The organism is Catenulispora sp. EB89 (assembly GCF_041261445.1).
GTDB lineage: Bacteria > Actinomycetota > Actinomycetes > Streptomycetales > Catenulisporaceae > Catenulispora.
In genome coordinates this window covers 255,703-280,233 of the sequence record NZ_JBGCCU010000010.1, presented here as the reverse complement: position 1 = coordinate 280,233, position 24,531 = coordinate 255,703, and the positions used below count along the sequence as shown (strand labels likewise).

The following is a 24,531-nucleotide window of genomic DNA, read 5'->3' as shown; positions in this document are numbered from 1 at the left end:
GCGCGGAGGCCATGGCCGAGGTCATACTGGAAGCCATGGACGATCTTGCGGGCTTCCTGCGGACCCGGCGTTCCCGCGTCGACCCCGCGGCCGTGGGCATCCCCGTCGACAGCCGCCGACGGGTCGAGGGGCTGCGCCGCGAAGAGATCGCGCACCTGTCCGGCGTCAGCGTCGACTACTACGTCCGGCTGGAGCAGGGCCGCGCGACCCAGCCCTCCGAACACGTCCTGGACGCACTGGCCCGGGTCCTCGGCCTGGACGAGACCGAACGCGGGCACCTGTTCCGCCTCGCCCGGCAGCGCCGCCGCCGCGCGAAGGCGCCGAGCGGCCGGGTCCGCCCGGAGCTGCTGCGCGTCCTGGACCTGGTCCCCGACGCACCCGCGCTGATCATGGACCACCGCATGGACGTCCTGGCCGGCAACCGCCTCGCCGGACTCCTGTACGGCCGCCCGATACCGGGCCTGAACACCGCCCGACACCTCTTCCTCGAAGAGGCCGAGCACGGCCTGTACGCCGGTTGGGAAAACTGCACCCTCGACGTGGTCGGGCACCTGCGCCTGGCCGTCGGCAAGTACCCGGACGACCCCCGCCTGGCCTCCCTCATCGGCGAACTCGCGATGGGCAGCGAACGCTTCCGCCGCCTCTGGGCTCGCGCCGACGTGCGCGCCCGCACGCACGGGCCCAAGGCGTACCGGCATCCGCTGGTCGGACCGCTGGAACTGCATCAGGAGAACTTCGCGCTGCCCGGCGAGTCGAGCATGGAGTTGCTGGTGCTGTCCGCCGCCCCCGGCAGCGCCAGCGAGGACGGGCTGCGGCTGCTCGCGGGGATCGGCGCCGGCGGTGCGGACGGTGGTGGTGGCACGTCCGGTGCCCCGATCGACAAACGGAACACGCTCCGCTTGTGCTAACCTCGCCAACCGGAGCGCGATCCGTTTCGTGGCGGCTCCGTGAACCCGAGGAGATGCGAAGCATGCAGCAGCACGACGGCGGGCCGCGTAACGGGGTGAGCCGGGCGGTCCGGTTGGAGTCGTTCGGCGGCCCGGAGGCACTGGTGGTCCAGGACGTGCCCGAGCCCCACGTGGGCGACGGGCAGATCCGCATCCGCGTCACGGCGGCCGGGCTGAATCCGATGGACTGGATCATGACCTCGGACGACGCGACCGCGGCGCGGTTCGGCCTGAGCCTGCCCTGCGGGTTCGGGACCGACTACGCGGGGGTCGTCGACCAGGTCGGGGCGGGTGCGAAGGGCTACGAGGTCGGGGACCGGGTGTTCGGGGCGGCCCTGTCCCGGGCCGTCGCCGACTTCGTCGTGGTCGACGCGGACGGCGACATCGCCACCGGCGTCGCGCACCATACCCCGGACGGCGTCGATGACCGTACCGCGGCCACCCTCGCGATCGCGGGCAGCACCGCGGCCGCCGCGCTCGCCGTTCTCAAGCTCGGCCCGGACGACACCGTGCTGGTCGGCGGCGCGGGCGGCGGCGTCGGGGTGTTCGCCGTCCAGCTGGCACGCATCGCGGGCGCGCGGGTGATCGGCACGGGCTCGCCGGCGACGGCGGACCACCTGCGGGCCCTCGGCGCCGAAGCGGTGGCGTACGGCGACGGCCTGGCCGACCGCGTCCGCGGCCTCGCCGCGGGCCCCGTCACCGCGGCGCTCGACCTGCACGGCACTGACACCGTGCACGCCGCCCGCGAGCTGGGGGTCCCGGACGATCGCATCTGCACCATCGCGGGCGCCGTCGACGGCGTCCCGGCCGTCAGCGGCGCCAGCGCCGGGCCCGCCGCCCTCGACGACATCGCGCGCCTGGTCGCAGCCGGCCGCCTGCACGTCCCCATCGCCGCGACCTACCCCGTCGCGGACATCCGCGCGGCCGTCGAGCGCCAGGCGGACCGCCACGTCCGCGGCAAGGTCGTCATCGATCTCTGATCCGGCGCCGAACCGGCCGCACTCGCCATGTCGACGCACTCGCCACGTCGACGCACTCGCCACGTCGACGCACTCGCCATAGCAACGATCTCGCCAGCGAACTGTGTGCCCGAGCTGACCGCTCGCAGGGCCGCGGGCAAGGCCATCGGGGCCCGGGTCCGCAGCACCCTGACCGGGGAGCCACCGCGTCAGCGGCTCCCCGGTCCCCTCACTTTCGTATGGCTTCCGACTACGCGTGGCTCCACTTCTGGTTGCTACCGCCGTTGCACGTCCACAGCTCCAGCAGCGTGCCGTTCCCCGTCCCGGCTCCCGTGGCGTCGAGGCACAGCCCGGACTGAGCACCGCTGATCGTGCCGTCGGCGTTCACCGTCCACTTCTGGTTGCTGCCACCGGTGCAGGGCCAGATGTCGACCTTGGTACCCGCGCTGGTGCCCTGCCCGGAGGCGTCCAGGCAGTCGCTGCCGTAGACCCGCAGTTCGCCGGCGGCGGTCGCGGTCCACTGCTGGTTCGTCCCGCCGTTGCAGTCCCACAGCTCGACCTGCGTGCCCTGCGTCTGCGAGGCGTTGGGCACGTCGACGCACCGGCCGGAGCCCGTGCCGATGATCTCGCCGCTGCTGCCTCCGCCGCCGCCGGAGCCGGGCGTGATCGACAGGTTGTCGAACTGCGCGGTCTCGCCCTGGCTGGTGGCGTAGCCGATCTGGCCGGCGCCCCAGGTGTTGCTGGTCGCGATACCGACCTGGGTACCGTCGATGCTCGCGGTGACGGCGCTGCCGGAGAAGGCCAGCGACAGCGTGTGCCAGCGGCCGGTGCCCAGCGCCGCGACGGTACCGCTTGCCAGGGTGCTGACAGTGGCGCCGGTATTCGTGCTCAGGATCGACCACGCGCCGGTGTCACTGACGCGCAGATGGTAGGCGTTCAGGCCGCCGGCCCCGCCGTACGACTGGGTGTTGGCCCGGCCCATCAGCTCGGCATAGCCCGACTTCTCCAGCAGCACGTCCGAGGAGACCGTGTAGTTGCTCCAGCTCACATCACCGAGCAACGCATGCGGATCGGAGAGCGTGTCCCAGGTGATCGGCGCCTGCGGGCTCATCTGCCGCACGCACTGGCCGCTGCGACCGCCACCGCAAGCGGCGACTTCGAACGAGCCCTGCCAGTCCATCAGGTACTTCGCTTCGCTGCCGGTCGCGTCGCTGTCGAAGGTGTCGCTGTACGGCAGGCTCATCGGCGCCGAGGCCGGACCGGCCGCCGTGCCCTTGCCCTGCCCGGTCGTCGTTGTCAGGGAGTAGACATAGCCGGGCTGCACGGTCAGGCTGAAGCTCCCGCCGGACGGCGTGACGTCAGCGGTGTGCACGAAGTAGTCGGCCGGGTTGTTGGAGCTGACGTTCGTGGCCCACACGTGCACCTGACCGGTGGACAGTCCCCCGGTGACGTTGAAGTTCAGCGTCTGGGCGCCGCCGGCGTCGATCGTCTCAATGACGGTCGAGTAGTCGCTGTTGTTCGGCGCCTTGAGCGTCACGTAGCTGCCGTTGCCGCGATTGCCGCCGAGGTAGCCGCTGGACGCGTCCAGGTACTGCCATCCGGGTGCGGTGAACTGCGTGGTCTGCGCCATCACCCACGCGTTCTTGCCCACCGAGTAGGAGCCGGACCACGGCTGCGGCGCGGACGCCAGCCCCATCGTCGGATACGGCAGGTTCGGCGTGATCGCGGCGACGATCGGCCAGTTGAGATAGGCGGTCATCCGGCCGTCGATATAGCCGCGGTTGATGCCGCGCGCCATCGCCTGCGCACCGCCGTTGTAGTCGTCCGAGCCGTTCTCGCTGGCCCACAGCTGCTTCCCGGACGAGCTCGCGGCCGACGGCACGGTGCAGCTGGACTGCGCTGAGCGGTAGCCGCACGGATAGTGCGCGCCGAGGACGCCGACCGCGGAGGCGAACGCCGGGTTGGAGTCGACGTCGTTGGCGATCGACCAGTCCGAGTCGGCGCCGACGATCTCGACGCCGGCGTATCCGTTGGCGTTGAGCGCGCTGCGCAGTTGCTCGTACCAGGCGATGTTGTACCCGCGCTCGTTCCAGCCGCCGAGGTAGTCGATGGTCAGGCCGTGGGACTTCGCGCAGCCCAGCCAGGACACCAGGTAGTTCACCATGTCGGTGGACCAGAAGTTCCCGCCGCCGATCCAGCCCGGCGCGCCCCAGGCCAAGCCGTACAGCTTGACGTTCGGGTTGCGCGCCTTGGCCTGCTCGGCGAGCCAGAACTCGTAGCCGACGGCGCAGTTCACCACGCCGCGGCTGTGCTCGATGCTGGGCTCGGCGCCCGAGGTGGAGTTGGTGTCGCCGCCGATCTCGATCTTGAGGATCTGCGCCGCCGCCCCGTAGTCCGGCTTGAACATGTAGTCCAGGATCTGGCTGCGCTCGGGCTCCGGATAGTCGATCAGCAGCCTGCTGTTGCCGCCTCCGCCGCTGATCGCCCCGACGCCGTCGAAGGTGCGCCCGCCGGACGCGCCGTTGATGGTGATGGAGGTGGCGGCGTGCGCCGGCGCGGCCACGACGGCGACCACGCCGCTCGCGGCCAGCGCCAGGCCGGCGAGCGCCGCCGTGGAGGATCGCAGGCGTCTGAGGATCCGGCTGAGTCCTGACACGATCGCCTTCCCTTTCAGCTCGTGCTGCAGGTCAGTGTCGGCGAGCTGTTAGTACCCGAGTAGCCGCCCTGGAAGCCGAACGACGTGTTGCCACCCGCGGCTATCGAGCCGTTGTAGCCCGCGTTCGTCACGGTCACGGCCGTCCCGCTGGTGCTCAGCACGCCGTTCCAGAGGCTCTGGATCTGCTGGTTGCCGCCCCAGGTCCAGGCCACCTTCCAGCCGTTGGTCGGGGCGGTCCCGGTGTTCGCCACGGTCACGTTGGCGGTGAACCCGGTACTCCACTGGTTGGTCAACGAGTAGGTCGCGGTGCATCCGCTGCCTCCTCCTCCCCCGTTCGAGGTCGTCGTCGCGGTCACGCCGGCGGACTGCGCCGAGACGTTTCCGGCCGCGTCGTAGGCGGCGACGGTGTACGTGTAGCGCGTCGAGGCGGACAGGCCGGTGTCGGTGAACGTGGTCCCGGCGGTCGTGCCGACCTGCACGCCGTTGCGGTACACCCGGTATCCGGCGACGCCGACGTTGTCCGTGGACGGCGACCAGGACAGCGCGGCCGACGAAGCGGTGGTCCCGGTGACCGCGAGGTTCGCCGGCACCGAGGGCGGCGTGGTGTCGCCGCCGGAGCCGGTGGTGGCCGCGACCGAGAAGCTGTTGGTGCCCAGGCCCTGGCCGCCCTGCCAGATCTCGAAGCCGGCCTCGACGTCGAGCAGGTAGTTCGAGGGGTTGATCGAGCCGCGCGCGACCGCGTCCTGGAACAGGGCCTTGAGGTCGAGGTTGGAGACCGAGGCGGCGCCGGGGTTCAGGACGTAGGAGATGATCTTCCACGAGGTCTGCTGCCCGGTCCACACGTTCCAGTTCATGCCGTCGACGGTGGTGTTCCCGGTCTGCGAGCCGAACGGCTGCACCCCGCCGCGGCTGTTGATCCAGATCATCACCTCGGTGCCGTCCGGCTGCCCGGTGGTCGTCGGCGTGGAGTTGAACCAGATGTCGTAGGCGACGTCGTACGTCCCGGACGAGGGCTGCGTGGTGTTCCACGAACTGACCGCACTGCCGAGCTTGCTCATCTGGATCGGGAACTCACTGTTCCCGGTGCACAGACCCCAGTGGCAGCCTTTGTAGATCGACGGATAGGTGGCCGGCGCGCCGCCGCTGAGGTTGAAGTTCGCGGTGCTCACCGTCCACGCGGTGCCGCCGTTGTAGGTGACGCACTGCGGCGCGGTGGAGTTCCACTCGTTCGCCTGGATCATGTAGTCCCCGGCCGGAATCGTCCCGGTGCCCGAGCACGTGGTCGTGGCGGCCTGTGCGGCCGGCAGCGCGACCGCGGACAGCGCCGCCGTGAAGGCGATCGCGAGGGCGGCCGCGAGAGCACGCGCCCTGAGAAGACGAGCCATCTGGTCCTCATCCTTTCGAACATCCGCCGACGTACACCGCGTCGCCGTGAAGGTGCCAAGAAGGCACCTTCACCGCAAGGTGCGTCGAACCGATTCGCTGGCATCCGTGTCGGGCACATGTCGGACGCCGCAGGTCACGCGTCGTCGATACGGCTGAAGCGCCGGCGCACACGTCGTGCGCCGGAGCGAAACTTTCAGCCGAGCCCGCGGCGGGCAGACGGCTGCCACTGACACTCCGCTGCCAGAAAAATGCCAGGTCTCGCTGTGAGCCTGGGACTCGTGCCGGAACCGACCCGGATGGGGGGACGTCCGGCGCCGCCGGAGTGCGGTCGTCGACGACGCCGCACCTGGCACCTCACAGATTGGATCATCACCATGGCAAAGCTCCGCAAGGCGGCCACCGCGCTCGCGGTCTGCGCGGCCGCTCTCGGCGGCACGGTCGGCGTGACCGGGTCCGCGTCCGCGAACCCCGGGCAGTGGTACCTGCAGCGCGGCCAGACGCTCAACCCCGGGGACTCGCTGTACCAGGACGTTCCGAACGGGGGCTACCTGCAGCTCATCATGCAGACGGACGGCAACCTCGTCGAGTACCACCACTTCGGCAGCACCTTCTGGGCCTGCTGGTCGACCAACACCTGGGGTCGCGGGCACACCGACTACGTGACCTACCAGCAGGACGGCAACTTCGTGATGTACGACGAGAACACCAAGGGCGTCGACTGGGAGTCCCACACCAAGGGGGTCGGCGGCACCATCGTCAACATGAGCCCCCTGAAGAACACCGCGGACAACGGCACCGTCCGGGTAGGGATGATCTTCGTCGGCAACCACCTCATCGGCGACAGCGGCTGCGTCTACTAGGCCGCGCTCCAAGAACCCGGCCGAGGATTGCGAGCTCCGCGACGTGGCGAACGTCGCGGAGCTCAACCTCTTCATCCAGCATCGCGACGCATATACAGCAGTTCGCGTCAGGAACGCAGGCCCCTGAGCCCGGCGCGGATCTCGCTGACCAGGATCTCGGGCTGTTCGAGGGCTGCGAAGTGTCCGCCCTTGTCGGCCTCGCCGTAGTGGATCAGGTCGGCGTAGGTGTCTTCGATCCAGGTTCGGGGCAGGCGCGGGATGTCGCGCGGGAACACCGTCACCGCGACCGGCAGGGTGAGCTTCGGGCCGGCGAAGCTGCCCGCCTTGTTCTCCCAGTAGATGCGGCCGGATGACGCGGCGCTGTTGGTGAACCAGTAGAGCGAAATCGCGTCCAGCATGTCGTCGACGCCGAGGGCGTCCTCGGCGAGGCCCTGGTTGTCCGTCTTGGACTGGAACTTCTCGTAGATCCAGGCTGCTTGGCCGGCCGGAGAGTCGGCCAGAGCGAATCCGACGGTCTCCGGCTTCGTGGCCTGAAGGTGGCTCGATCCGCCGAGGTCCCCGTTGTAGAGGGCGAGCGTGTCGACGGCGTAGCGCTCTTCCGGCGACAACTCTTCGGGAATCTGTGCGGGGAAAGCGAATTGGGTGTTCAGGTGAATTCCGAGAAGACCCTCAGGCCGCATGACCCCGAGGGCAGTGGTCACGACACCGCCCCAATCACCGCCCTGAGCGGCCCAATTCTCATAGCCAAGACGCGCCATGAGCTCCACCCACGCCGCTGCGATGCGGGAAACGGTCCAGCCCGCCTCAGTCGGCTTCTGGGAGAACCCGAATCCGGGCAGCGACGGGATGACCACGTCAAAGGAATCCTCGACGCTCCCCCCGAACGCCACCGGATCGGTCAGCGGGCCGATCAGCTTCAGGAATTCGACGATCGAACCCGGCCATCCGTGCGTCAAGATGAGCGGCATCGCATTCGGATTCCTGGACTTGACATGAATGAAGTGAATATCAAGCCCGTCGATCGTGGCCAGGAATTGCGGAAACCGGTTGAGCTCCGACTCGAACCGACGCCAGTCGTACTCCCGCCCCCAGTAGTCGACAAGCGATTTGGCATTCTCCAGCCGCACGCCCTGCGACCAGTCCGGGACGGTTTCGGGATCCGGCCAGCGCGTTCTGGCCAGTCGCCGCTTCAGGTCCTCGATCTCGGAGTCGGGGATCGCGACGGTGAAGGGGCGGACGAGGGTCGAGGGCGCGGACGTCGATGCGGCCATGGGCTTGGTCTCCTGAACTCTTGCTTCGCGGCGCAGCGGTCCGCTGCACACCGGTGTGCATTTGCACACCAGTGTGCAATCTACCCCGTTGCACACCGGTGTGCAATGATGGAACCGTGCAGACCGAACCCGCCCGGGCGCGCTCCGTGAACGACACCCGGAACCTCATCCTCGACGTCGCGCTCGAGGTCCTGGGGCAGAACCCGAACGCCGGCATGGGCGACGTCGCCTCCGCCGCCGGCGTGGTCCGCCGCACCGTCTACGGCCACTTCCCCACTCGCACCGACCTGGTGCGGAGCCTCACGCAGCGGGCCGTGGACGAGATGGTCGGCGTGCTGACCGAGGTCAACGCCTCCGACCGAGCGGCCGAGACGGCGTGGGCCGATTTCGTCGCCCGCGTGTGGCCCTTGGCACGCCGCTACCGAGTGCTCCTGGCGCTCCGCCGCGGCGAGTACGGCGACGAGATCCACGCGCTCCTGGGACCGGTCGACAAGATCCTCGCCGACCTCGTGCGACGGGGCCAGGACGCCGGGGAGTTCGGACGGCACCTGCCCGCGGACACGCTCAGTCAGGTCGCCTACGCCACCGTGTTCTCCATCGCCGACAACCACCGCTCCGACCAGGCCCTCGACGCCCGCGCCGCAACGATCACCAGCCTGCTCATCCTGGGAGTCCCCGAGCCGCGCGCCCAGGCTCTCGCAGCCGTTCCAGATCCAACCCGCCGCGACTCAGGGCACTGATGACAACGGCCGGGCCCGCAAGCGGAAACACCGCCACGGCGCCGTGCGCGTCATCGCGCGGTTCCAGCGTGAGCCGGTCAGCGGGCGGCACGCCTTCCCAGGCCGGGTCGACGATCACGGTCGTGGATCCGGCCCGGTCGGCTCCGGTGACGGCCGGGCCGAGCGACCCGGGATGGTCGGGCCCGACTGCGACGGTGTGGTCCAGGAGCGGACGTCCGGCGCGGCGGACGCACAGCCGGGTGGCCACCGAGCCGGGCTCCTCGCCGTGCCGGCCGAGCAGCGTCTGCTCGTGCCAGGTCAGGCGGGCGTCGTCGGCCAGCTCGATGCGCACGGTGGTGCGGTGCCGCGCGCCGCGCGCCGCGATGAAGGGCTGGGGATCCCAGAGCAAATCGGCACCGCTGTCGACACGCACGCTGATGGTCAGCGTCGACTCATCCGGTCGGAGCCCGGGCAGGGCCACCGTGGCGGCGACGCTGCGGACCCGCACCCGGGCGCCGGGGCCGAGGTGCACGCCGAAGTGGAGCTCGTCGCCGCCGACCGGGCCGGCCGCCCCGGCGACCAGGTAGACCTGCGCGACGCCGCGGGCCTCGCCGTCCGCGATCGTCTGGCGCAGCAGCAGCGGAGCCTGGCCGGCCAGGGTGGTCAGCCGGGTCGTGCCGTCGGGACGGGCCTCGGCGACCAGGCGCGCGGTCGCCTTCATACCGGAGTCGCGGCGGCGGTGTTCACGTCGACAGTCGCCGCATCGGCTGCGTTCGCGGCGGCGGTCTTCGCAGTGGCGCGGCGCTCGGCGATCAGCCCTCTGATCCACGCGGCGACCTCCCCCGCGAGCGGATCGACAGACAGCGACATGAACACCGTCGGGCGCTCGGTACCGTGCGCGTCGGTGCGCTGCCGCTTGGCGTCACACCGCATCACATCCAGATCTGCGTGCACCAGTTCCGCCAGGTCCGTCTTGTTGATCGCCAGCAGATCCGAGGAGATGATGCCGGGACCGCCCTTGCGCGGCACCTTGTCCCCGCCGGCCACGTCGATCACGAATATCTGCCGGTCGATCAGGCCCTTGCTGAAGGTCGCCGTGAGGTTGTCGCCGCCGCTCTCGACCAGCACCAGGTCCAGCGGCGCGAACCGGTTCTCCAGGGCTTCGACGGCTTCGAGGTTGGCCGAGATGTCGTCGCGGATCGCGGTGTGCGGACAGCAGCCGGTCTCGACGGCGGAGATCCGCTCAGGGTCGAGAACGCCTTGGCGCAGCAGGATCTCGGCGTCTTCGCGGGTGTAGATGTCGTTGGTCACCACGGCGAGCTCGTACTCGTCCCGCAGCGCCCGGCACAGCGCTGCGACCAGCGCGGTCTTGCCCGAGCCGACCGGACCGCCGATGCCGACCCGCAACGGTCCGTCCGAGTCGGTGTCGTTTCGACCGAATCCCATGCCTGTTCCCGTGGCTTCCTCAGGATATTTAGGATGCAAAGAGACGCACCTCCCATGTGTTGTGGTGTTCTGCCGAGATGTCCAGGCGGGGTGCGCTGAACGACGGCAACTCGCTGATCGGTCCGAGCGCCGCTTTCACAGCGCTGTCGGCGGTGTCCTGGATGACGGGTTCGAGCGCGGCGAGAACCGCGGTGACCGCGTCGGGGTCGATGCCGAGCAGCCGCGTCGCAGCGTTCGCCGGACCGCTGACGGCGCCGAGCGCGGAGCCGACGGCGACGTCGTACGCACTCAGCCCGGCGGCCGCGCCCGCCGCGCCGAAAGCGATCGGCTGATGCGGGCCCTCCGGATGCACGGCGGAGGCCGCGGCGAGCGCCGGCCCCGGCCAGCCGGCCCGGACCGCGCGCAGCAACTGCCGGCCCAGCTTGCGCGAGGCCCGGCGCTGCGCCGGCGAGGGTGTACGCGCCTCGTACTCGGCGTCGAGTTCGGCGAGCAGTGCCTGGTCCGGCCCGCTCGCCGCCTCGACCGCCGCCGCTTCGACCGCCAAAGCTCCGACCACCGCAGCTCCGGCCACCGGCGCTTCGAGCACCGGCGCTCCGACCGCCGCCGCTTCGAGCGCTGCGGCTGCGAACGCCGCCCCGGTCAGCCCAGCGGTGGTGAGCCGGCCGAGCAGAAACGCATACAGATCGGCGGCATCGCCGACCCGCCCGGCGGCCACCGCGGCCTCCAACCCGCCCGAGTGCGCGTGCGTCCCCGCAGGCAAGCGACTGTCCGTCAGCATGAGCAACGAGGTCAGGTTCACGAATACCAGGCCTCAGAACAGGAAGTAGCGCTGAGCCAGCGGCAGCGTCCGAGCCGGCGCGGGCTCCACCACCTCGCCGTCGATGCGCACGGTGAAGGTGTCCGGCTCGACTTCGATCCGCGGCAGCGCGGTGTTCTCCGGCAGGTCGGCCTTCGTCAGTCCCCGTACATCCTTCTGCGCGACCAGTTCCCGCCGCACAGCAAACCGCTCGCCAAGCCGTTCGGCGAGCCCGTCCTCCAGCGCCGCCGGGGCGACGAACGCCACGCTGGTCGCCGGGGCCGCGGCGCCGTACGCGCCGAACATCGGCCGGGGCAGCACCGGCTGCGGCGTCGGGATGGAGGCGTTGGCGTCGCCCATCGCGGCCCAGGCGATCGCGCCGCCCTTGATCACCAGGTGCGGGCGGACCGCGAAGAAGCGCGGGTCCCAGAGCACGAGGTCGGCGAGCTTGCCCGGTTCGACCGAGCCGAGCTCGGCGTCCATGCCGTGCGCGACGGCCGGGCCGATCGTGTACTTGGCGACGTAGCGGCGGGCCCGGTGGTTGTCGGCCGCGCCGTCGCCGGGCAGCGCGCCGCGCCGTTCCTTCATCGCGTGCGCGGTCTGCCAGGTGCGGATGACGGTCTCGCCGATCCGGCCCATGGCCTGGGAGTCCGAGCCGATCATCGAGATGGCGCCGAGGTCGTGCAGGATGTCCTCGGCGGCGATCGTGGTCGGCCGGATGCGCGACTCGGCGAAGGCCAGGTCCTCCGGGATCGCCGGGGACAGGTGGTGGCAGACCATCAGCATGTCCAGGTGCTCGTCGATGGTGTTGACGGTGTGCGGCCGGGTCGGGTTGGTCGAGGCCGGCAGGAAGTTCGGCAGTCCGGCCACGGTGATGATGTCCGGCGCGTGCCCGCCGCCGGCGCCCTCCACGTGGTAGGCCTCGATGGTGCGCCCGGCGATCGCGGCGACGGTGCCCTCGACGAACCCGGCCTCGTTGAGCGTGTCGGTGTGGATGGACACCTGGGCCCCGGAGGCGTCGGCGACCCGCAGGCAGACGTCGATCGCGGCGGGTGTGGCACCCCAGTCCTCGTGGATCTTGAACCCGGCCGCCCCGGCGCGCAGCTGCTCCCACAGCGCGTCCTCGTTGGTCGTGTTCCCCTTGCCGAGCAGCGCGAAGTTGACCGGCCAGGGGTCCAGCGCCTCGAACATCCGGGCCAGGTGCCAGGCGCCGGGGGTGACGGTGGTGGCCTTGCTGCCCTCGGCCGGTCCGGTGCCGCCGCCGATCAGCGTCGTGACGCCGGAGGCCAGCGCCTCGGTGACGGACTGCGGGCAGATGAAGTGCACGTGCCCGTCGATGCCGCCGGCGGTGAGGATCTTGCCGTTGCCGGCGACGACCTCCGTGGACGGGCCGATCACCAGCGCCGGGTGCACGCCGTCCATGGTGTCGGGGTTGCCGGCCTTGCCGAGCGCGACGATCCGGCCGTCCCGGATGCCGACGTCGGCCTTCACGATGCCCCAGTGGTCGAGCACGATGGCGCCGGTGATCACGGTGTCCGGGCTCCCGGGCACGTCGCCGCGCGCGGTGCGGGTGACGTGGCCCATGCCCATGGACTCCCGGATCACCTTCCCGCCGCCGAACACCGCCTCCTCGCCGTATCCGGCCGCGGCGCAGAGGTCCTGCTCGACCTCGATGAACAGGTTCGTGTCGGCGAGCCGGACGCTGTCGCCGACGGTCGGGCCGTACAGCGCCGCGTAGCGCTCGCGGGATATCTCAGCCATCGAGCCTGCCCTCCTGGCGCGCGCCGCTGATCCCGCGCAGTCCGGTGACGACCCGCCGCCCGGCGATCGGGACCAGCGCGACCTCGCGGGCCAGTCCCGGCTCGAACCGCACCGCGGTGCCCGCCGGGATGTCCAGGCGCAGGCCCCAGGCTGCGTCGCGGTCGAAGTCCAGGGCCGGGTTGGCCTCGGCCAGGTGGTAGTGCGAGCCGACCTGGACCGGCCGGTCGCCGGTGTTGAGCACGGTGAGCGTCGTGCGCGGCGCGCCGGCGTTGAGTTCGATGGGTTCGGCGGGCCCGGTGGTCCCGGTGGGCCCGGCGGCGAGCCGGACCTCGCCGGGGATCGGTCCGGGATCCGGGTGCTGTGTGTCCTCCACGCCGGCCCTCATCCGATCGGCCGGTGCACGGTGACCAGCTTCGTGCCGTCCGGGAAGGTCGCCTCGATCTGCACGTCGTCGATCATCTCCGGCACCCCCTCCTGCACGTCCTCGCGCGTCAGCACGTGACGTCCGGCGTCCATCAGCTCACTGACGCTGTGGCCGTCCCGGGCGCGCTCCAGCAGGAACGAGGTGAGCACGGCGATCGCCTCCGGGTAGTTCAGCCGCAGCCCGCGGGCCCGCCGTTCCCGGGCCAGGCCGGCGGCGACGTGGATGAGCAGGCGTTCCTGCTCGTGGGGGGACAGAAGCATGATTGAGCGCGCCTTTCGTCGATTACGCCGTGGTCGCGGTGACCGGCATGCCCAGGTCGACCGGCCCGGAAACCGCCTTCTTGCACACGTCGTGGCAGGCCGCCTCCAGGCTGCAGCACAGCGAGCAGATCGGGCCTTCGTGGAACGGGCAGGAGGCCATGTCGGGCCGCTCGAAGGCGTCCGCGCAGACCGTGCAGGTGAGCTCGACGGCCGCCAGCTGGCCGTCCACGATCAGCGGCTCCTCCAGGTCGTCCACGCGGGCGATGTAGTACTTGCCCTTGGTCGCGTAGGCCAGGATCGGCGGGAGGACCAGGCCGATGCCGAGGGCGATCAGCGGGGAGAAGGCCTTGGCGTAGGCGCCGAAGGCGTTGAAGTACGCGATGATCGAGACCGCCGAGGCGACCAGCATCGAGCCGAAGCCGACCGGGTTGAAGTTGTACAGGTGCGCGCGCTTGAACTCGATGTAGGACGGGCTGAGCCCCAGCGGCTTGTTGATGACCAGGTCTGCGGTGACCGCGCCGATCCAGGCGATGGCGACGTTGGAGTAGAAGCCGAGGACGTTGTTGAGGAACCCGAACACCCCGAACTCCATCAGGGCCAGCGAGATGCCGACGTTCAGGAAGATCCACACCACCCGGCCGGGATGCTTGTGCAGGACCCGGGAGAAGAAGTTGGACCAGGACAGCGATCCGGAGTAGGCGTTCGTCGAGTTGATCTTGATCTGCGACAGCACCACGAAGAAGGTGGCCACGCCCAGCGCGACCGGCGCGGCGAAGGTCTTCAGACCCAGCAGATACTGCTGAATGGGCTCGTCGGCGACGGACTTGCCGATCTTCTCGGTGACGTAGAACGCCAGGAACGCGCCGCCCAGTTGCTTGAGCGCGCCGAGGACCACCCAGCCCGGCCCCGCCGAGAGCACCGCGCCCCACCACTGCTTCTTGTTCTTCTCCGTCTTGTCCGGCATGAAGCGCAGGTAGTCGACCTGCTCGCCGATCTGCGCGATGAGCGAGAGCGCGACCCCGGCGCCCGCGCCGGCGCTGAGGAAGCTGAACCCGGCGCCGGTCGGCGAGTCGCCGCCGAAGTGCGTGAAGCGGCCGAACTGCCCCGGATCCTTGATCGCGATGGCGATGAACGGCGCGACCATCAGGATCAGCCAGATCGGCTGGGTCCACACCTGCATCTTCGACAGCGCGGTCATGCCGTAGATCACCAGCGGGATGACCAGCAACGAGGCGATCAGATAGCTGACGGCCAGCGGGATGTGCAGGCCCAGTTGGAAGGCCTGCGCCATGATCGAGCCTTCGAGGGCGAAGAAGATGAAGGTGAAGCTGGCGTAGATGATGGACGTCAGCGTCGAGCCGAGGTAGCCGAAGCCGGCGCCGCGGGTGAGCAGGTCCATGTCCACGGAGTACTTCGCCGAGTAGTAGGCGATCGGGATGCCGGTGACGAAGATGACGAACGCGGCGATGCCGATCGCGACGGCGGCGCTGGTGAAGCCGTAGGAGATGGCGATCGAGCCGCCGATGGCGAAGTCGGCGAGGTAGACGATGCCGCCGAGCGCCGTCGTGGCGACGACGTAGGGGCTCCAGCGGCGGAAGGACTTGGGCGCGTAGCGCAGGGAGTAGTCCTCCAGCGTGTCGTTCTTGGCCCAGCGGTGGTACGCGCGTTGGGCCGGCCCGGTACTGGCGGCGGCGGCCGGACTGTCGGTGCCGGTGTGGGTGTCGGTCATGCCGGTTGAGCCTGGTGCGCGGGTGTTGAGATCGTGTTACGCAGTGTTACTTCACAGAGAAATTATTTCTGCGACGGGGTATTCCGGCCCTGCACCGGTCTACAGTTGCGCGACGATGTCGAAGTCGAAGGCGTCGGCCCTCGCCAGATAGATGGGTTGCTCCACATGGTTGCCGTGCAGCCGGACCGTGCCCCGCGGGCCCTCGTACACCGCGGCCCGTCCCGCGCGAAGCAGGGTGCGGACGTCCAGGCTGTGAGCCCGTCCGACCAGCGCCGCCAGCAGCCGGACGCCCTCGTAGCAGGACTCCCCCAGGCTGCTGAGCACCGGCGCCTGCGTGCCGAAGCGCGCCGCGTAGCGTCCGCTGAAGTCCAGGCTCTCGGCGGTGGCGAGGGTTTCGAAGTAGCCGGCGGCCGCCCACAGGTTCTCGGTGGCCGCGGCGCCGGTGGCCATCAGCATGTTCTCGTCCATGTGCGTGCTCAGTCGCAGAGCACGGTGATGCAGGCCGAAGGACGCGTAGGCCCGGTTGAAGTGGACCGCGTCCGCGCCGATCAGCAGCATCAGGACGGCATCCGCCGCGCTGCGCTCGATCGCACGGAGCACGCCGCTGTAGTCCTCGGTGCCGAGCGCGACGAACTCCTGGCCGCAGACGCTTCCTCCACAGGCGCGCGCGTACCTCAGCGCGGCGCGCGCCGTCGCACGCGGCCACACGTAGTCGTTGCCGACCACGAACCAGCGGCGTACGCCGTGCGACCCGGCGAGCAGCCGCATCGCCGGAAGAAGCTGACGCGCCGGGGTCTCGCCGGTCACGAAGACGCCGGGCGTCCGCTCGCCGCCCTCGTACTGCGCGGTGTAGACGTACGGCACGCGGCCGGCGATGCGCGGCGCGAGCACCTTCCGCACCGCCGAGATGTGCCAGCCCACGACCGCGTCCACGGCGCCGATCGCGACCAGCGCCTCGACCTCGGCCGCGACCCGCTCCGGCGGTCCGCCGCCGTCCACCGGCAGGAGTCGCAGCCGTCGGCCGAGCACTCCGCCGGTGTCGTTGAGTTCGCTGACCGCCAGCCGCGCCGACAGCTCGCAGGAGGGGCCGAAGACGCCCGCGGGTCCGGACAGCGGGATCACGAGGGCCACTGTCAGCTCCTCGCGCGACATGCGGGACAAGCGACCACCTCGGTGACGGATGCGGGGATGCGAGGATACGGACCATGGTGAGGGTGCGGCGGCGGACGGGGCTTCGGCTGGGACTGGAGCTCAGGCTGGGACTGGGACTGGGACTGGGACTGGAGCCGGGGCTCGAGCCGGGGCGGCTGGGGCACCACGGCGCGCGCCACGGTTCGACGCTGAACGTCGGGCGCTGCCATCCTGACCGGCACCGGGCCTGTCCGTCCAGCCCGCAGCACCCCGCGAACCGATCAGGAAGGGCGAACCGATGACCGGCACCGGACCCCGGCGCGACCTCGTGCACCTGCTGAGCGTGGCCGAGCACCACGCGGTCCGCCGCCAGGCGGCCGTCCTGCGGGCGCAAGGCCAGGACTGCTCGATCGAGCAGTGGCGGGTGCTCAACCTGCTCGCCGACGGAGCCGGCCACACCATGTCCGAGCTCGCCGAGCACGCGCTGCTGCCCGCGCCGACCGCCACCAAGCTGGTCGACCGGCTCGTCACCGACAACCTCGTCTACCGGCACCCCGACCCCGCGGACCGGCGCCGCGTCCTGGTCCACGCCGCCGACCGCGGCCGCGAACTGCACGCCCGGCTCGCCGCGGCGCTGGCCGACGCGCAGGCGGACGTGCCGCTTCCGACGGACGCCGGTGCCGAGTTGGCGGCGCTGCTCGGCCGCCTGGCCGACGAAGCGGACGCCGGTTCGGCGCGGAATCTTGGAATGTTTCATACTCTTCCCGCCGCCTCCCGTCCGTAGCAACGCGCTGACCTGCTCCATCCTTTGAGCCCACCGAGAGCCGCCCGCACCACCCTTGCGGTCCGACTGTGCGCTTGGCAGCTTCACCTCCGCGATGACGACGAAATCGAGGAGGTCCCGGATGTTCTCGAACCACCGCTCGACCATGGCGCGGCGCCTGTGGCGCGGCGTCCTGGCCGTAGCCCTGAGCTTGACCGCCGGCCCGCTGACGGTGTTCTCCGTCTCGGCGCCGCAGGCTCAGGCGCTCGGCAACAACCTGGCGCTGACGCCGCAGATGGGGTTCAACGACTGGAACGCCTACGGCTGCAACGTGTCGGAGTCCCTGATCAAGTCCACGGCGCTGGCCATGCACACCGACGGCATGCAGGCGGCCGGGTACAGCTACGTCAACATCGACGACTGCTGGCTCACCCACAACCGCGACTCCTCCGGGCACCTCGTCCCGGACCCCGCCAAGTTCCCCGACGGGATCTCCGGCACCGCCGCCTACGTCCACTCCCTGGGCCTGAAGCTGGGCATTTACGAGGACGCCGGCACCATGACCTGCGCCGGTTTCCCGGGCAGCCTCGGCCACGAGCAGACCGACGCGAACTCGTTCGCGTCCTGGGGCGTGGACTACCTTAAGTACGACAACTGCTACTCCGACGGCGTCAACCAGACCAGCAACGGCGGGCCCAGCGCCCAGAGCCGCTACACCACGATGCGCGACGCGCTCGCCGCGACCGGCCGGCCGATCCTGTTCAGCCTGTGCGACTGGGGCTTCCAGAACCCGTGGAGCTGGGGTCCCAGCGTCGGGAACTCCTGGCGCACCACCGGCGACATCAACGCCAGCTTCGGCAGCATGCTGTCGAACTTCCACAACAACGTGGGCCTGGCCTCCTCCGCCGGCCCCGGCGCCTGGAACGACCCGGACATGCTGGAAGTCGGCAACGGCATGTCCGCCACCGAAGACCAGAGCGAGTTCAGCCTGTGGTCGGAGATGGCCGCACCGCTGATCTCCGGGACCAACGTCGCCAACGCCAACTCGACAACGCTCGGCATCCTCACCAACACCCGCGTGATCGCAGTCGACCAGGACTCACTCGGGAAACAGGGCACTGAGGTCTCCTCCTCCGGCGGCCTGGACGTGCTGGCCAAGCCGCTGGCCAACGGCGACGTCTCCGTCGCGCTGTTCAACGAGAACAGCGGCACCGCCACCATCGCCACCTCGGCTACGGCGATCGGCAAGACCGGCGCCGGCAGCTACACCCTGACCGACCTGTGGACCGGCGCGACATCGACCACCACCGGCGCGATCAGCGCCTCGGTCCCCGGACACGCGACCGTCATGCTCCGCGTCGCCGGCGGCACCAGCGGCGGGGGCGGCGGGGGCGGCGGATCGGGCGCCGGCGAGGTGCACGCCGTCGGTGCCGGCAAGTGCCTGGACGTGCCGAACAGCTCCACCGCCGGCGGCACGCAGCTGGACGTCAACGCTTGCTCCGGCGGCGCGAACCAGGTCTTCACGCACACCAGCGGCAACCAGCTTGCGGTCTACTCCGGGAGCGGCCAGATGTGCCTGGACGCGAACAACCAGGGCAGCAGCCCGGGCACCAAGGTGATCATCTGGACCTGCAACGGGCAGACGAACCAGCAGTGGCTCGTCAACGGCAACGGGACCATCACCGGAGTGCAGTCCGGGCTGTGCCTGGACGTCACGGGAGCCGGGACCGCCGCCGGGACTCCCGTGGAGTTGTGGACGTGCAACGGCCAGAGCAATCAGCAGTGGACGCTCAGCTGAGTGGGATGTCTCAGGAAGCTGACACCCAGTAGTTGTTCACCTGGAAGTTCATGCCGCCGCTCGACGAGGTGATCTCCCAGCCGAATTGCACGTTGCCGAGGGTGACGTTGCCGATCCAGTGCTGGGAGTTCTCCAGCCACTTCAGGACGGCGAGGATGTCGACCGTGCCGGAGGTGGAGTAGCCGGTGTTGAGGAAGGAGTAGACGTTGTTGGAGCCGTTCCAGCCCTTGTACACGTTGAAGTTGTAGCCGCCGACCGAGACGTTGGTGACGTAGGAGCCGATCGGGCCGATGGCGCCGGTTTTGTTGAGCCACACCATGATCTCGTCCGCGTTCGACGAGTCCCAGATGTCGTACGCGCTCTCGAACGCGCCGGAGGACGGCACGGAGACGGAGTAGCCGGACGTGACCGAGTGCAGCGAGTTGATCGGCGTGCCGACCCACTTGCTGACGTTGGGGTAGGACTTGATGCCGCCGGTGTTGGGCTGGTTCGACCACACGCCCCAGTTGCTGGCGGAGTTCGCCCAGATCGTCTGCGGCCCGGCGCCGCCGCCCCACACGTCGTTGTAGAGCGTGTAGCCGTTGTTGTTCCACGACGCGAACTTGTCCGAGGAGGACCACGTGGCCGCCTGCGCGGGGCCGGCCGCCAGCGCGACGGTCGCCACCGCGGCGGGCAGCGCGGTGAGGGCGAGCACGCTCCGGCGGTTGAACGTGGGGAGGAGTTTTGCCATGGCGAAGCCTCCGGTTCGGGAAGTGGTGCGGACGAAAGTCGAAGCGCTTCGAATAATCAGCCCGTTACATCAACGAGTCAAGACACTCACAGGGGACGCGCCGGTAAAGAATCAGTCATCGAACAGCAATCACGTATTCGACGAGAACAATTCGAAGCGCTTCGACTACACCGCCGACGCAGATCCCGAAGTCGAAGCCTCCGCCGGAGCGACGAAGATCGCGTCACGGTAGTACCGCAGCTCGGCAATGGAGTCACGGATATCGCCCAGCGCGCGGTGATTGCCGGTCCGCTTCGGCGAGTTGCTGCGAACCTTCGGATACCAGCGGCGCGCCAGCTCGCCCACCGAGGTGACGTCGACGACCCGGTAGTGCAGATACTGTTCGAGCTCTGGCATGTCCCGAGCCAGGAAGCGCCGGTCGAAGCCGACCGAGTTGCCCGCCAGCTGCGCCGTACCGGCCTCCGGCACATGCTCGCGCACGTAAGCAAGGACCCGCTCCTGCGCCTCGGCCATCGGAATCCCGCCGGCCAGCTCCGCCAGCAACCCCGACGCGGTATGCATCTCCCGCACCACCTGGACCATGCCGGCCAGCAGTCCCGGAAGCGCGTCGGCCGGCGGCGCCACGACCACGTCGATGCCGTCCCCCAGAACGTTCAGCTCCGCGTCCGTGACCAGCACGGCCACCTCGATCAGAGCGTCCTTGTCCAGGTCGAGCCCGGTCATTTCGCAGTCGATCCACACCAGCCTGTCAGTCATGGATCAACCCTAGTGCGGCGCCGCGGTGATCCTTTGGGGGTTTTCGACTGGGGTTTTCGACTTCGACCGCCCCGATAGTTGGTCAGACTGCTGATTCGGAGCGCCGCGCGCGTGTGCGAGCATTCCGAGCAGTCGGCGAGGGCTTTGGTCAGCCCACGTTCAGCCGCCCCGACCGGAACGCACTCACCTCGAACCCCCCGGCCCCGAAGCCCGCGGCCTCGACCGCCTCCCGCACTCCGGGCAGCGCCGCGACCGCCTCGACGTCGGCGGCGGGCACCTCCACGCGCGCCGAGGTGCCGAGGTCGCGTACCCGTAGGTCGGTGACCGGGATGCGGGCCTGCGCCAGTACGGCGCGCAGTGCGGTCTCGGCGCGGTCGACGCGTGCCAGGCGGTGCGGGGTGACCTCGATGCCGTGGCGGATGCGGCTGGCCAGGCAGGGGGTGGCGGGCTTGTTCCAGGTGGGCAGTGACCAGGAGCGGCTGATCTCGCGTACCTCGGCCTTGGTCAGCGCGGCCTCCAGCAGCGGTGTGCGGATGCCGCGTTCGCGGCCGGCGGCGATGCCCGGGCGGAACCGGTCGGCGGCGTCGTCGGCGTTGGTGCCGGTGGCGACCTGGTCGAAGCCGTGTTCGGTGGCGAGGGCGACGATCGTGTCCAGAACCTCGGACTTGCAGAAGTAGCAGCGGTCCTGGCCGTTGGCCCGGTAGCCGGCGCTGCGCAGTTCGTGGGTCCGGGGCGTCAGGTGCTCCACGCCCTGCGATGCGGCGAACGCCCGCGCCGGATCGAGCTCGCCGGACGCGAGGCTCTCCGAGACCGCCGTGACCGCCAGCACCTCGCCGGGCCCGAGCGCCCGCACAGCGGCGGCAAGAACGAGGGCTGAGTCCGCCCCGCCGGAGTACGCGACCGCGAGGCGGCCGTAGCCACCGACGATGTCGAGCAACGTATCCGCGGCGCTCACGCAACACTCCCCGATGAAAGTCGCATCGCACGCTCAGCGACGGCGCGCACCGGCAGCCCCAGCCGGCCGGCGGCCACGACGAGGTCGTCATGCTCCGGCTTGGCACCGTGCGGACCGTGCTTCACACTCACCGGCACGCCGTCGACGTGCACGGTCTCGAACCACCGTGGCAGCACCATGCGATCGACCGTGCTGCGCCGGACGCCGAGCGTGCCGGTCTCGACGAACAGCAGCTCCTGCAACGTGTCGCGGTCCTGCGGCCGGACCAGCAGATGCAGGACATGGCCCGGCCGCCCCTTCTTCATCACCGCCGGAGTCGCCCACGCGTCAAGCGCCCCGGCCTCCAGCGAGCGCGCGATGACGTGGCCCAGCACCTCCCCGGTCACGTCATCCAGATTCGTCTCCAGAACGGTCACGACGTCACCGCCACCGCCACCGTCGCCGCCCCCGCCGCCGCCGCGCAGCCGCTCGCCGAGGGTCACGGCGACGACGTTCGGCCGATCGGCGAGGCTCCGCGTCCCCGCGCCGTACCCGGTCGCGCGCACCGTCATCGCCGGAACCGGATCGAAGCGCGCGTCGAGCGCCCGCAGCAGCGCCGCGCCGGTCGGGGTCACGGTCTCGCCGGGGATGTCGGTCCCGATGACCGCGGCCCCGGTGAGCAGTGCGAGCGTGGCCGGAGCGGGAGCCGGGATCACGCCGTGCGCGCTCCGCACGCGGCCCGTGCCCAGCGGCAGCGGCGCGCACACGACGTCGTCGACGCCGAGCGCGTGCATCGCCGCCGCGACCCCGACCACGTCCACGATCGTGTCGTGTCCGCCGAGCTCGTGCAGGTGCACGGAGGCCGGGTCGGCGTCGTGGATCCGGGCTTCGACCTCTGCGATCGCCTGCAACGCGGCGACGGCGCGCGCCGCGACCGGCTGCGGCACCGCTGCCGAGGCCAGCGCGATGAGCTCGGCGGCCCGGCGTTCGACGGCGTGGTCGACGGCGTGGTCGGTGACGCGGACGTGGACGCGGGTCGCGGCCAGCCCGTGCTCGCTGACCCGCTCGGCGGTCAGCTCCCAGCCGGTCAGCCCGGTGGCCGCGACGGCCGCCCGGACCGGCTCGATCGGGGCGCCGGCGTCGAGCAGCGCGGCCAGCAGCATGTCGCCGGCCAGGCCGGTGAAGGGGTTGATCCAGCAGATCACCGACGGTCCTCCAGTACGCGGGCGAGCCGGTGGGCGGCCATCGCGGCGCCGAATCCGGAGTCGATGTTGACCACGGTGAGCCCAGCCGCGCAGGAGCTGAGCATCGCCAGCAGCGCGGTGACCCCTTCCAGGGCGGCGCCGTAGCCGGTGGACGTCGGGACCGCGATCACCGGGCAGCGCACCAGGCCGCCGACGACGCTGGCCAGCGCCCCTTCCATCCCGGCGACGACGATCACCGCGTCCTGCGATCGCAGCTGGTCGCGGACCTGAAGGATCCGGTCGAGCCCCGCGACGCCGACGTCGTGGACGGCCGCGATGCTCAACCCGATCGCACCGGCGACCGCGGCGGCTTCCATCGCGACCGGGCGATCGGAGGTCCCGGCCGCGACGACCGCGACCCGGAAGTCCCCGACGGTCGCCGGCCGCCAGACCAGCAGCCGCGCCTCGGGCTCATGCGCACCGTCGGGCACGTGGTCCAGAACGAGCTCCGCGACGTCCGGCGCGACCCTCGTGGCCAGCACCGGACCGGTGTTGTTCGCCAACAGCGCGGCGACGATGGCAGCGATCTGATCCGCGGTCTTCCCCGGGCCGTACACGACCTCCGGCAGCCCCTGCCGCTCCTCGCGGCCGAGATCGAGCCGGGCGAACCCGAGGTCGAGGATCCCGCTCACGACGCCGTGCCCGCGAGGTAGGGGATGGTCTGCGGGCCCTCCGGCAGCACGCACAACCGCGCACCGGCTCCGGCGCGCGCCAGCGCTTCGGCGACGGTCGCGGATATATCAGCGGTCTGTTCCAGATGCGCCGTCGCGAGCTCGGCGTCGCTGAGATGGGATGTGTGCATCACGACGCGGCTCCCGGACTGGATGCGCGCCTGGATCTGCACCTGCCACTGGTCGGGCACGGTCTCGGGCCGGGCGCTGATGGCGTCGAGCAGCGCGCGCGGCGACGCCGCCGAGGCCAGGACCTCGCGGTAGGAGCCGTGGTCGGGGAAGCCGTCGCGGCATTCGGCGGCGCAGACGATCGTCCCGCCGGGCTTCACCACCTGGTACGCCGCGGACATGCCTTTCACGGCCTGATAGAGGTTCTGGTCCAGCGGGAAGCCGGAGTTGGTGGTGACCACGACGTCGAACGGCGCCTCGACCGCGCGCATCGCGGTCCGGCGCGCGAGCGCGGTGGCGGCGGCGTGCATGGCCGGCAGGTCGCCGCCGAAGGCCGCGACGATGTCCTGCTCGCGATTGAGGACCACGTCGAAGGCGAAGGTGACGCCGGTGGCCTCGGCGATCGCGCGCACATCGTCGTGCACCGGGTTACCGTGGACGACGCCCCAGGTGGCGCGGGGGTCGCCGATGCGGGAGGCGTCGTGCAGGACCAGGACGGTCTCCAGCGCGGCCAGCCCCGGGGCGACCAGTTTGGGCCCGCCGGAGAACCCGGCGAAGAAGTGCGGTTCGACGAAGCCGGTGGTGATCCGGACGTCGGCCTCGGTCCATTCCCGGTTCAGCCACACCGGGACGCCGGCGCCGAAGGTCCCCATCCAGGCCAGTTGCCCCGGATCGCGGGCGTCGTGGTTGACGATCCGGACGCCGTCCACGACCTCGTCGCCGAACATCCGGCGCAGCTCGGCGTCGCTGTTGCCGCGGTGCGTGCCGGTGGCGACCAGGATCACCACGTCTTCGAGCCGCACCACGCCGTCCAGTTCGGCGAGGATCGCCGGGATCATGAGGTGGCGGGGCTGCGGGCGGGTGCCGTCGCAGGCCGAGATCGCGACGGTCTGGCCGCGATGCACGCGCTCGCGCAACGGCGGCCCGGCGACCGGATCGCGCAACGCGGCCAGCAGCACAGCCGTCTGATCCGCCGCCGCCTCGTGGTGGACGGGTTCGACGACGGTGGTGAGCGCCGGATCCACATCGATGTCGAGGCCTGATTCGCCGTACGCGAGCCGGATTCTCATGCCGGAACCTCGGGCGCAGCCGCGGCTGAAGAGGTTCTGGACAGGTGGTCTG

The 24,531-nt window shown here is 70.5% G+C and carries 23 protein-coding genes; 6 read left to right on the top strand and 17 right to left on the bottom strand.

The genetic code is table 11. The features are described from left to right. Positions 1 to 35 precede the first annotated feature (35 nt). A complete protein-coding gene (locus ABH920_RS23260; RefSeq protein ID WP_370351191.1) occupies positions 36 to 908 on the top strand; it encodes a helix-turn-helix transcriptional regulator in 873 nt (290 codons plus the stop codon). A 62-nt stretch (positions 909 to 970) separates the two neighbouring features. Further along, on the top strand, positions 971 to 1,927 hold the full coding sequence (locus ABH920_RS23255) for an NADP-dependent oxidoreductase (protein ID WP_370351190.1): 957 nt from the start codon (positions 971 to 973) through the stop codon (positions 1,925 to 1,927). 229 nt (positions 1,928 to 2,156) lie between these two features. Here the strand turns inward: ABH920_RS23255 and ABH920_RS23250 are convergent, their stop codons facing one another. Both ABH920_RS23250 and ABH920_RS23245 read right to left on the bottom strand, forming a co-directional pair. Next, entirely contained in the window at positions 2,157 to 4,562 is a 2,406-nt protein-coding gene (locus ABH920_RS23250; protein ID WP_370351189.1) for a ricin-type beta-trefoil lectin domain protein, read from the bottom strand. Positions 4,563 to 4,576: 14 nt separating this feature from the next. After that, a complete protein-coding gene (locus ABH920_RS23245; protein WP_370351188.1) occupies positions 4,577 to 5,947 on the bottom strand; it encodes a cellulose binding domain-containing protein in 1,371 nt (456 codons plus the stop codon). A gap of 375 nt (positions 5,948 to 6,322) precedes the next feature. Between ABH920_RS23245 and ABH920_RS23240 the strand changes: the two genes are divergently transcribed. Next, positions 6,323 to 6,808, top strand: coding sequence for a hypothetical protein (locus ABH920_RS23240; protein ID WP_370351187.1), 486 nt, complete (start codon positions 6,323 to 6,325; stop codon positions 6,806 to 6,808). 107 nt (positions 6,809 to 6,915) lie between these two features. Here the strand turns inward: ABH920_RS23240 and ABH920_RS23235 are convergent, their stop codons facing one another. Further along, positions 6,916 to 8,079, bottom strand: coding sequence for an epoxide hydrolase family protein (locus ABH920_RS23235; protein ID WP_370351186.1), 1,164 nt, complete (start codon positions 8,077 to 8,079; stop codon positions 6,916 to 6,918). Positions 8,080 to 8,195: 116 nt separating this feature from the next. On the opposite strand from ABH920_RS23235, the gene ABH920_RS23230 reads away from it, so the two are divergent. Next, positions 8,196 to 8,819, top strand: coding sequence for a TetR/AcrR family transcriptional regulator (locus ABH920_RS23230; RefSeq protein WP_370351185.1), 624 nt, complete (start codon positions 8,196 to 8,198; stop codon positions 8,817 to 8,819). On the opposite strand, the gene ABH920_RS23225 is transcribed toward ABH920_RS23230, so the two are convergent. The 8 genes from ABH920_RS23225 to ABH920_RS23190 form a co-directional block, all read right to left on the bottom strand. Next, positions 8,740 to 9,519, bottom strand: a complete 780-nt coding sequence (locus ABH920_RS23225) for an urease accessory protein UreD (protein ID WP_370351184.1) — start codon at positions 9,517 to 9,519, stop codon at positions 8,740 to 8,742. The two genes, ABH920_RS23230 and ABH920_RS23225, sit on opposite strands and share 80 nt — an antisense overlap. Continuing rightward, a complete protein-coding gene (ureG, locus tag ABH920_RS23220; protein WP_370351183.1) occupies positions 9,516 to 10,283 on the bottom strand; it encodes an urease accessory protein UreG in 768 nt (255 codons plus the stop codon). The genes ABH920_RS23225 and ureG overlap by 4 nt, the downstream gene beginning before the upstream one ends. After that, a complete protein-coding gene (locus ABH920_RS23215; RefSeq protein ID WP_370351182.1) occupies positions 10,273 to 11,022 on the bottom strand; it encodes an urease accessory protein UreF in 750 nt (249 codons plus the stop codon). The genes ureG and ABH920_RS23215 overlap by 11 nt, the downstream gene beginning before the upstream one ends. 33 nt (positions 11,023 to 11,055) lie before the next feature. Next, the gene (locus ABH920_RS23210; protein ID WP_370351181.1) at positions 11,056 to 12,801 is read right to left on the bottom strand and encodes an urease subunit alpha; all 1,746 of its coding nucleotides are present in this window, start codon (positions 12,799 to 12,801) and stop codon (positions 11,056 to 11,058) included. Further along, on the bottom strand, positions 12,794 to 13,174 hold the full coding sequence (locus ABH920_RS23205; RefSeq protein WP_370351180.1) for an urease subunit beta: 381 nt from the start codon (positions 13,172 to 13,174) through the stop codon (positions 12,794 to 12,796). The genes ABH920_RS23210 and ABH920_RS23205 overlap by 8 nt, the downstream gene beginning before the upstream one ends. A gap of 8 nt (positions 13,175 to 13,182) precedes the next feature. Further along, on the bottom strand, positions 13,183 to 13,485 hold the full coding sequence (locus ABH920_RS23200) for an urease subunit gamma (protein WP_370351179.1): 303 nt from the start codon (positions 13,483 to 13,485) through the stop codon (positions 13,183 to 13,185). Between the two features lie 22 nt (positions 13,486 to 13,507). Next, entirely contained in the window at positions 13,508 to 15,214 is a 1,707-nt protein-coding gene (locus tag ABH920_RS23195; RefSeq protein ID WP_370351178.1) for a cytosine permease, read from the bottom strand. 99 nt (positions 15,215 to 15,313) lie between these two features. After that, the gene (locus ABH920_RS23190) at positions 15,314 to 16,366 is read right to left on the bottom strand and encodes a substrate-binding domain-containing protein (RefSeq protein ID WP_370351239.1); all 1,053 of its coding nucleotides are present in this window, start codon (positions 16,364 to 16,366) and stop codon (positions 15,314 to 15,316) included. A 277-nt stretch (positions 16,367 to 16,643) separates the two neighbouring features. Here ABH920_RS23190 and ABH920_RS23185 point away from each other — a divergent pair, with 277 nt between their 5' ends. Together ABH920_RS23185 and ABH920_RS23180 are read left to right on the top strand one after the other, a co-directional pair. Beyond that, positions 16,644 to 17,129, top strand: a complete 486-nt coding sequence (locus tag ABH920_RS23185; protein WP_370351177.1) for a MarR family winged helix-turn-helix transcriptional regulator — start codon at positions 16,644 to 16,646, stop codon at positions 17,127 to 17,129. A 121-nt stretch (positions 17,130 to 17,250) separates the two neighbouring features. Then, complete coding sequence (locus tag ABH920_RS23180) at positions 17,251 to 18,906, top strand: ricin-type beta-trefoil lectin domain protein (protein ID WP_370351176.1); 1,656 nt, start codon at positions 17,251 to 17,253, stop codon at positions 18,904 to 18,906. A 10-nt stretch (positions 18,907 to 18,916) separates the two neighbouring features. Here the strand turns inward: ABH920_RS23180 and ABH920_RS23175 are convergent, their stop codons facing one another. The 6 genes from ABH920_RS23175 to larA form a co-directional block, all read right to left on the bottom strand. Further along, positions 18,917 to 19,636: a hypothetical protein gene (locus tag ABH920_RS23175; protein ID WP_370351175.1), complete on the bottom strand. Its 720-nt coding sequence runs from the start codon at positions 19,634 to 19,636 to the stop codon at positions 18,917 to 18,919. Positions 19,637 to 19,801: 165 nt separating this feature from the next. Beyond that, the gene (orn, locus tag ABH920_RS23170; RefSeq protein ID WP_370351174.1) at positions 19,802 to 20,392 is read right to left on the bottom strand and encodes an oligoribonuclease; all 591 of its coding nucleotides are present in this window, start codon (positions 20,390 to 20,392) and stop codon (positions 19,802 to 19,804) included. Positions 20,393 to 20,540: 148 nt separating this feature from the next. Then, positions 20,541 to 21,347, bottom strand: coding sequence for an ATP-dependent sacrificial sulfur transferase LarE (gene larE / locus ABH920_RS23165; RefSeq protein ID WP_370351173.1), 807 nt, complete (start codon positions 21,345 to 21,347; stop codon positions 20,541 to 20,543). Beyond that, positions 21,344 to 22,531, bottom strand: coding sequence for a nickel pincer cofactor biosynthesis protein LarC (gene larC, locus ABH920_RS23160; RefSeq protein ID WP_370351172.1), 1,188 nt, complete (start codon positions 22,529 to 22,531; stop codon positions 21,344 to 21,346). The genes larE and larC overlap by 4 nt, the downstream gene beginning before the upstream one ends. Next, positions 22,528 to 23,202: a nickel pincer cofactor biosynthesis protein LarB gene (gene larB / locus ABH920_RS23155; RefSeq protein WP_370351171.1), complete on the bottom strand. Its 675-nt coding sequence runs from the start codon at positions 23,200 to 23,202 to the stop codon at positions 22,528 to 22,530. Before larB ends, larC begins: the two co-directional genes overlap by 4 nt. Continuing rightward, positions 23,199 to 24,479, bottom strand: coding sequence for a nickel-dependent lactate racemase (gene larA, locus ABH920_RS23150; protein ID WP_370351170.1), 1,281 nt, complete (start codon positions 24,477 to 24,479; stop codon positions 23,199 to 23,201). Before larA ends, larB begins: the two co-directional genes overlap by 4 nt. Positions 24,480 to 24,531 lie beyond the last annotated feature (52 nt).